This window comes from Segatella copri, assembly GCF_009495355.1.
Lineage (GTDB): Bacteria > Bacteroidota > Bacteroidia > Bacteroidales > Bacteroidaceae > Prevotella.
Map to the genome: position 1 here is coordinate 1 of NZ_VZAD01000043.1, position 8026 is coordinate 8026.

General features: G+C 40.4%; 4 protein-coding genes. All 4 read left to right on the forward strand.

Annotated features, from left to right (window positions below; translation table 11 throughout):
- The first annotated feature begins 1578 nt into the window (after positions 1–1578).
- Complete coding sequence (locus F7D20_RS05415; RefSeq protein ID WP_158463170.1) at positions 1579–4440, forward strand: type I restriction endonuclease subunit R; 2862 nt, start codon at positions 1579–1581, stop codon at positions 4438–4440.
- Between the two features lie 27 nt (positions 4441–4467).
- A complete protein-coding gene (locus F7D20_RS05420) occupies positions 4468–6021 on the forward strand; it encodes a type I restriction-modification system subunit M (RefSeq protein WP_158463171.1) in 1554 nt (517 codons plus the stop codon).
- 167 nt (positions 6022–6188) lie between these two features.
- On the forward strand, positions 6189–7301 hold the full coding sequence (locus F7D20_RS05425; protein WP_228114110.1) for a PDDEXK nuclease domain-containing protein: 1113 nt from the start codon (positions 6189–6191) through the stop codon (positions 7299–7301).
- Positions 7302–7422: 121 nt separating this feature from the next.
- The coding region (locus F7D20_RS05430; RefSeq protein WP_158463172.1) for a restriction endonuclease subunit S at positions 7423–8026 on the forward strand (604 nt) is incomplete at its 3' end.

Below are 8026 nucleotides of genomic sequence, written 5' to 3' on the forward strand. Positions count from 1 at the left end.
CGTACGTACGGTGCAATGAGAGGTGCTGGGGGTAACTCCCCACATCTACTCTATTTTTGTTCCAACGCAGATACCTCAAAATGAAGACATAAATATTGCAAATAATATAGATAACAATAAACCAGTCACAAATTGTGAGCAGTTATAAAATAATGAGATCGTAGTTACCACTCTTGTAGACTGTCGAATAATGTCTGTTCGTGGAAATCAATTATGATAGATAGAGGCTTGGTAGAACTTTACGTAGCTTTTTTTTTGAAAGAAAAGTCTCAAAGTATCATTATTGGCTTTAAAATATTTGTAATTCATTGATTAATAGGTATATATAATAAATGATACTTTTTGTGTTTTGTTGCAAAAAGTATCATAAAAGTATCATAGAAGTCTCATTTTTGGCTGATTTTTGGCTTTTTCAGCCTTTCCCAGTCTTCTGTTTTATCTTTTCTTTATCAGATGCAGAACTTTAGCAAGTTCAGAAGTTATAGAAGTTAAAGAAGTTATCACTCCCTTCGGTCGTTAGAAGTTATAGCCAACAGCCTTTTTGGGTTGAATATCTATTTGTAAAGCATATGGCTTTAACTTCTCTAACTTCTTTAAATTCTTTAACTTCCCCATTTGCGAAAGTTGATTTAGGCATTCTTCATTACGTTTTCTTTGAATGCTTATTGGAAATAGAAATGATAGTGCCCAAAATAAATCTAATAATTGGGCATTCGTTGCCCGCCGTATTGGCAGTGTGTGCCCGAGGCTTGTTCTGTTGATGCCCGAGGCTTGTTCTGTTGATGCCCGTCCGTTGGTCCGTAAGGGATCATGTGGTGGGCACGAACTTCTTTAACCTCTTTAACTTCCCCATTTGCGAAGTTGAGTTAATGATTGATTATCTTAATAACGTGGAATAAGGCAAAATGCTGCATCGAAAATGATATTTTTCGCTTAAAATGATACTTTTATGATACTTCTATGATACTTTATGTCATATTTCAAGAGAAGTCTCATTGTTGATAACTGGTATTATATCAATTAGTTATAACGATATTGAATATAAAAAATGATACTTTGATACATTTTTATCAAAAAACAAATTAACGTGCATGAACCATATTAATTTAGCCAACCATCTACAGCTATTCCATTAAGTTGCTGAATAAATGTAAATATCACTGCGTTTATGCGGAATTTCTATCCAAGAACATCTGCAGATATCTGGCATAATATAACGGAATATTATACAAAGTGAAAGACTTACCTTTCTGAGTCGTTACTGTATCCGATGTCATCGTCTGATGTTATGGTTTTTCTGGGAGTTCCGTTTGTATGAAACAGATGGTGATGTTAAAAAGCATATACTGACAGAGGAGATACCTAAGTCTTATAACTTTAAAATTTTATCATGTAAGGAATATAGAGGATTTGAATTCTTAGGAATAAGTAGTCGTGGTGATACTATCCGTGAGCATCTATCTCCATTTTGGGATTTATGTCAAAAAAATCAACCCTATAGTTGTGTTTTCTCGTGAAAATCAGTTATCTTTGTGGGCGAAATGGCAATAGCCATAATAACGATAAAAAAGATAAGATATGCCAGTACAAAGTGAAGCAGCCCTCGAAAACGGACTTATAGATACTCTTCAAAAGATGAACTACGAGTATGTTCATATTGAAGAGGAGAAGAACCTGTCTGCCAATTTCAAGAAACAGTTGGAGAAACACAACAAGAAGAAATTGGAAGCACTTGGTCGCACTGAGTTTACGGAGGCTGAGTTTGAAAAGATACTAATCTATCTTGAAGGTGGCACTCGCTTTGAAAAGGCAAAGAAACTGAGAGACCTCTTTCCTCTTGAACTGGAAAGCGGTGAACGCCTGTGGGTGGAGTTCTTGAACCGCACTCACTGGTGTCAGAACGAGTTTCAGGTTTCCAATCAGATTACGGTTGAAGGTAGAAAGAAGTGTCGTTACGATGTGACGATACTTATCAATGGTCTGCCTTTGGTTCAGATAGAACTGAAGCGCAGAGGTGTGGAACTGAAACAAGCATACAACCAGATACAACGCTATCACAAGACTTCTTTTCATGGACTGTTTGATTACATCCAGTTGTTTGTCATCTCTAATGGTGTGAACACTCGCTATTTTGCCAACAACCCGAATAGTGGCTATAAGTTCACATTCAACTGGACGGATGCCGCTAATGTGCCTTTCAACGACTTGGAGAAGTTTGCTACAGTGTTCTTCGACAAGTGTACGTTGGGCAAGATTATTGGCAAGTACATTGTATTGCATGAGGGCGACAAATGCCTCATGGTGCTTCGCCCTTACCAGTTCTATGCCGTGGAGAAGATACTCGATCGTGTGGAAAACTCCAACGATAACGGCTACATCTGGCATACAACAGGTGCAGGAAAGACCTTGACATCATTCAAGGCAGCCCAACTCGTATCCGAGTTGGACGATGTGGATAAGGTTATGTTCGTGGTTGACCGCCACGACCTCGACACGCAGACCCAAGCCGAATACGAGGCTTTTGAACCTGGTGCTGTTGACAGTACAGACAACACAGACGAATTGGTGAAGCGTTTGCACAGCAATTCAAAGATTATCATAACAACCATACAGAAGTTAAATGCCGCTGTCAGCAAGCAGTGGTATAGCAGTCGTATTGAGGAAATACGCCATTCTCGTATCGTTATGATCTTCGATGAATGTCATCGAAGCCATTTTGGAGAATGCCACAAGAACATCGTCAAGTTCTTCGACAACACGCAGATATTCGGTTTTACTGGCACACCAATCTTTGTTGAAAATGCGGTGGACGGACACACTACAAAAGAAATCTTTGGCAACTGTCTTCACAAATACTTGATTAAGGATGCCATTGCCGATGAAAACGTGCTTGGTTTCCTTGTGGAGTATTACCACGGCAATGAGGATGTGGATAATGCCGACCGAGACCGTATGACGGAGATAGCAAAATTTATCCTTAATAATTTCAATAAGTCAACATTCGATGGAGAGTTTGACGCATTGTTTGCCGTGCAGTCAGTGCCGATGCTAATCCGTTACTACAAGATATTCAAGAGCCTCAATCCGAAGATTAGGATTGGAGCGGTCTTCACATACGCAGCCAATAATAGTCAGGATGATGACTTGACAGGTATGAATACAGGCAACTTTGTGAGTGACAGTACAGGCGAAGCAGACGAACTGCAAGCCATCATGGATGACTATAATAATATGTATGGAACAAGTTTCACCACTGAAAACTTCCGTGCATATTACGATGACATCAACCTCCGCATGAAGAAAAAGAAGGGCGACATGAAGTCTCTTGATCTCTGTTTGGTTGTCGGAATGTTCCTTACTGGTTTTGACAGTAAGAAGCTCAACACTCTCTATGTTGACAAAAACATGGAGTATCATGGATTATTGCAAGCGTTCAGCCGTACCAACCGTGTGTTGAACGAGAAGAAGCGTTTCGGTAAGGTGGTTTGCTTCCGTGACTTGAAAAGCAAGGTGGACGAGTCTATCAAACTTTTCAGCAACAGCAATAATCTTGAAGAAATTGTGCGTCCACCATTTGATGATGTCAAAACCCACTATCAAGAACTGACAAAGGACTTCTTGGAGCATTATCCCGAACCTCATTTTGTGGACTATTTGCAAAGTGAGAACGACAAGAAGCAGTTTGTCCTCGCTTTCCGTGACATCATCAAAAAACACGCAGAGATACAAGTGTATGATGAGTTTGAGGAGGATGCTCCCGACCTCGGAATGACAGAACAACAGTTTATGGACTTCCGCAGCAAGTATCTTGATATATACGATTCGTTTGCTGTCAAGAACGATGACCCAAAGAAAGGTTGTCAAGTTCCAGAGGAAGACCCAAGCATGATTGGTGAGCCAGACCCTCTTGAAGAAGCCGCAACTGGTATGGGCGATATTGATTTTTGCTTGGAACTCCTGCATAGTGATATTATCAATGTTGCCTATATCTTGGAGTTGATTGCAGACCTCAATCCTTATAGTGAGGACTACGAAGAGAGGCGTAAGCACATCATTGACACAATGATTAAGGATGTCGAACTTCGCAGTAAGGCAAAACTCATTGACGGATTTATCCAGAAGAATGTGGATGATGACCGTGACAACTTCATGGCTCGCAAACAAAAGGCTGATGGTACAAGCGACCTTGAAGAACGGTTGAACAACTACATCGTCACCGAACGCAACAATGCAGTCAATACGCTTGCAAAGGATGAGGATTTGGATGCTTCCGTGCTCAATCATTATCTCTCAGAGTATGACTATCTGCAGAAAGAGCAGCCTGAAATCATACAAGAGGCATTGAAAGAGAAACACTTGGGACTGATAAAAAAACGCAAGGCATTGACAAGAATACTCGATAAATTGCGTTCTATTATAAGAACATTTAGTTGGGAATAAACAAAAGATAAAAAGGAAATAAATGATATGAGCGAAGAATTACAACAGAAACTCCGTGACCAACTTTGGGAAGTTGCTAACAAACTGCGTGGCAATATGTCGGCAAGTGACTTCATGTATTTCACCCTTGGCTTTATCTTCTACAAGTATTTGTCGGAGAAGATAGAGAAGCATGCCAATGACGCATTGGTGGACGATGAAGTTACGTTCAAGGAACTGTGGGCAATGGAGAAAGACGATGATATAGAAGAACTTCAGGAGGTTGTCAAGACCGAATGTCTGGAAAATATCGGCTACTTCATTGAACCAAACTTCCTGTTCTCGTCTGTCATTGAGAGCATTAAGAGAAAGGAGAATATCCTGCCGATGCTCGAACGCTCATTGAAGCGTATTGAGGACAGTACCCTCGGGCAGGACAGTGAAGAAGACTTTGGAGGTCTATTCTCTGACATTGACCTTGCTTCACCAAAATTGGGTAAAACTGCAGATGACAAGAATACTTTGGTCAGCAATGTTCTTCTTGCACTTGATGATATTGACTTTGGTGTAGAAGCATCGCAAGAGATAGATATTCTCGGTGATGCCTACGAGTATATGATTAGCCAATTTGCTGCTGGAGCAGGCAAGAAAGCCGGTGAGTTCTATACTCCTCAGGAAGTGAGCCGTATCTTGGCAGAGATCGTAACCATCGGTCACGCTCGTCTGCGCAATGTCTATGATCCTACTTGTGGTAGTGGTTCACTTCTTCTTCGTGCAGCAAGCATCGGTCATGCAAACGAGATCTTTGGTCAGGAGAAGAATCCTACTACCTATAATCTGGCTCGTATGAACATGCTCCTTCATGGCATCAAGTTCAGCAATTTCCGCATTGAGAATGGTGATACTTTAGAGGCCGATGCATTTGGAGACACCCAGTTTGATGCGGTCGTTGCAAACCCTCCGTTCTCTGCAGAATGGAGTGCTGCCGATAAGTTCAACAACGATGATCGTTTCAGTAAGGCAGGGCGCTTAGCACCTCGAAAGACTGCCGATTACGCATTTATTCTTCACATGATTTACCACCTCAATGAGGGTGGAACAATGGCTTGTGTCGCTCCTCATGGCGTCTTGTTCCGTGGTAATGCCGAGGGGGTAATCCGCCGTTTCCTCATCGAAAAGAAAAATTATGTGGATGCTATTATCGGACTTCCTGCCAACATCTTCTATGGTACAAGTATCCCAACCTGTATCTTGGTGTTCAAGAAGTGTCGTAAGGAGGATGACAATATTCTCTTTATTGATGCCAGCAAGGAATTTGAAAAGGTCAAGACACAGAACAAACTCCGTCCTCAGCATATCAAGAAGATTGTTGACACCTATCGTGAGCGCAAGGAGATAGAAAAGTACAGCCATCTCGCCACACTGCAAGAAGTGGCTGAGAACGACTACAACCTCAACATTCCTCGTTATGTTGATACTTTCGAGGAAGAAGAGCCTATCGACATCCATGCCGTGATGAAGGAAATCAAGGAGCTGGAAGCCAAACGAGCCGACCTTGACAAGGAGATTGAAGGTTATCTGAAGGAATTGGGATTGGCGTAACCATATCAACCAAACGGTTGTTATGGTCATGCTTGAAAATAAAGACTTTATATGTGTCCAATACCCAACTATCCAATATTTTAGGATAGTTCTAACTAAAGAGAAACAAAAGAGAACGAAAAGCAACCTGTTGTTTTTTTCAACAAGTTGATAGAGAGCAAAAGAAAATGGCAGACAAGAACAATATACCGCAATTTGTGAATAGCGATTCGTTTATGGCAGATAAAAACTATGTGAAGTGGTTGTCTGACTTGAAGAAACGTTTCCGCATGTCACAGCTTAAAGCAGCTGTCAAAGTGAATACGGAAATGCTCAAATTCTATTGGAGTTTGGGCGAGGACATTTGTGAGAAGCAGAAGCAATACAAGTGGGGCGCAAACTTCATGAAAAGGTTGAGCCTTGATTTACGTGCAGAATTTCCAAAAGCTGAGGGATTTTCTGTTGTCAACTTGTACTATATCAAACGTTGGTTTGTTTTTTATTCTTCGCATACAAACTTTTTTTACCAAGCTGGTAAAAAATTACAAGAAGTGAAAGATGTAGCATCTCCAATGCCAGAAATATTGCTTAGTGTACCTTGGAGACATCAGACAGTAATTGTCTCTAAATGTGAAACAATAGAGGAGGCTACTTTTTATCTCAAAAAAGTTTTTACCGACGGCATGAGCCGTACTGAGTTGGCACACGCTATAGAAACAAAACTGTACGAGCACACAGGCAAGGCTTTGAATAACTTTGATGTTACACTGCCACAACCTCAAAACGCACTGGCAACAGAGATTATAAAAGACCCTTACAAGTTGGATTTCTTCTCATTGCCAAACAAGTTCAGCGAAATGGACTTGGAGAATAAGTTAGCAACCAATATTACTCGCTTCCTTTTGGAATTGGGCAAAGGGTTTGCTTATGTCGGTCGGCAGATGGAACTTGACACGCCAAGTGGCAAGTCATACTTCCCCGACATGGTGTTCTATCATACTCGGCTGAAATGTTATGTGGTGGTAGAACTGAAGATTGTGGATTTTATGCCAGAGTTTATTGGCAAACTGAACTTTTACGTTTCGGTAGCTGACGAGTTGCTTAGAGGTGAGGGAGACAATCCAAGTATTGGTATTCTTCTTTGCAAGGACAAAGATTCGTCAGTGGTAGAATGGTCTCTGCGTGGCATAACTACTCCTTTGGGGGTGGCAAGCTATCAGCTGCAAGAGGTCTATGAACGAACATTGCTTGAAATCAAGCAAGAAGCCTCAGAGGAAGAAACTTCCGAAAGTGAAGACTAAACGAACTTGAAATCTGCCAATAACTTGTGGGAAAATAGTCCATCAAGTTGGTGGACGAATAAAACCATGTAACTGGCATGTAACTGAGCCATGATTGGTGAATTAAAATTAAGGATTAAAAATGACAACAACAATTAATAATAAAAATAAAAAGGCCAACGTCCCAAATCTCAGATTTCCTGAGTTTCAGGGGGAGTGGGAGAAGTGTAGGTTAGGGGACATTACAGAAAATTTTAATTTAAGGAATAAGGATAAGATACAATATCCAATGTTTTCTGTAACTAATGATAGGGGATTTGTCCCTCAATCTGAACAATTTGAAGGCAGAGATATGGTCGGTGAAGACATTAAAGCATATAAAATAATACACACAAATGATTTTGCCTATAATCCAGCAAGAATAAATGTTGGCTCAATAGCCATGTATACAGGTGAAAAGCCTTGCATGATAAGTTCTTTGTATGTTTGTTTTAAGACTACCAAAGAGGTAAACAACGAATGGCTTATGCAACTTCTTAAAACACCCAAAATGAATTACTATTATAATGTTAATGGTGAAGGTGGTGTAAGAGTGTATTTATTCTATCCTAATTTCGCAAGGATTAGAATGTCTATTCCAAAAATAGAAGAACAAAAGAAAATAGCAAAGTTGCTCAATCTTATTGATGAGCGCATAGCAACCCAAAACAAAATCATTGAGGACTTTAAAAAACTAAAGTCTGCGA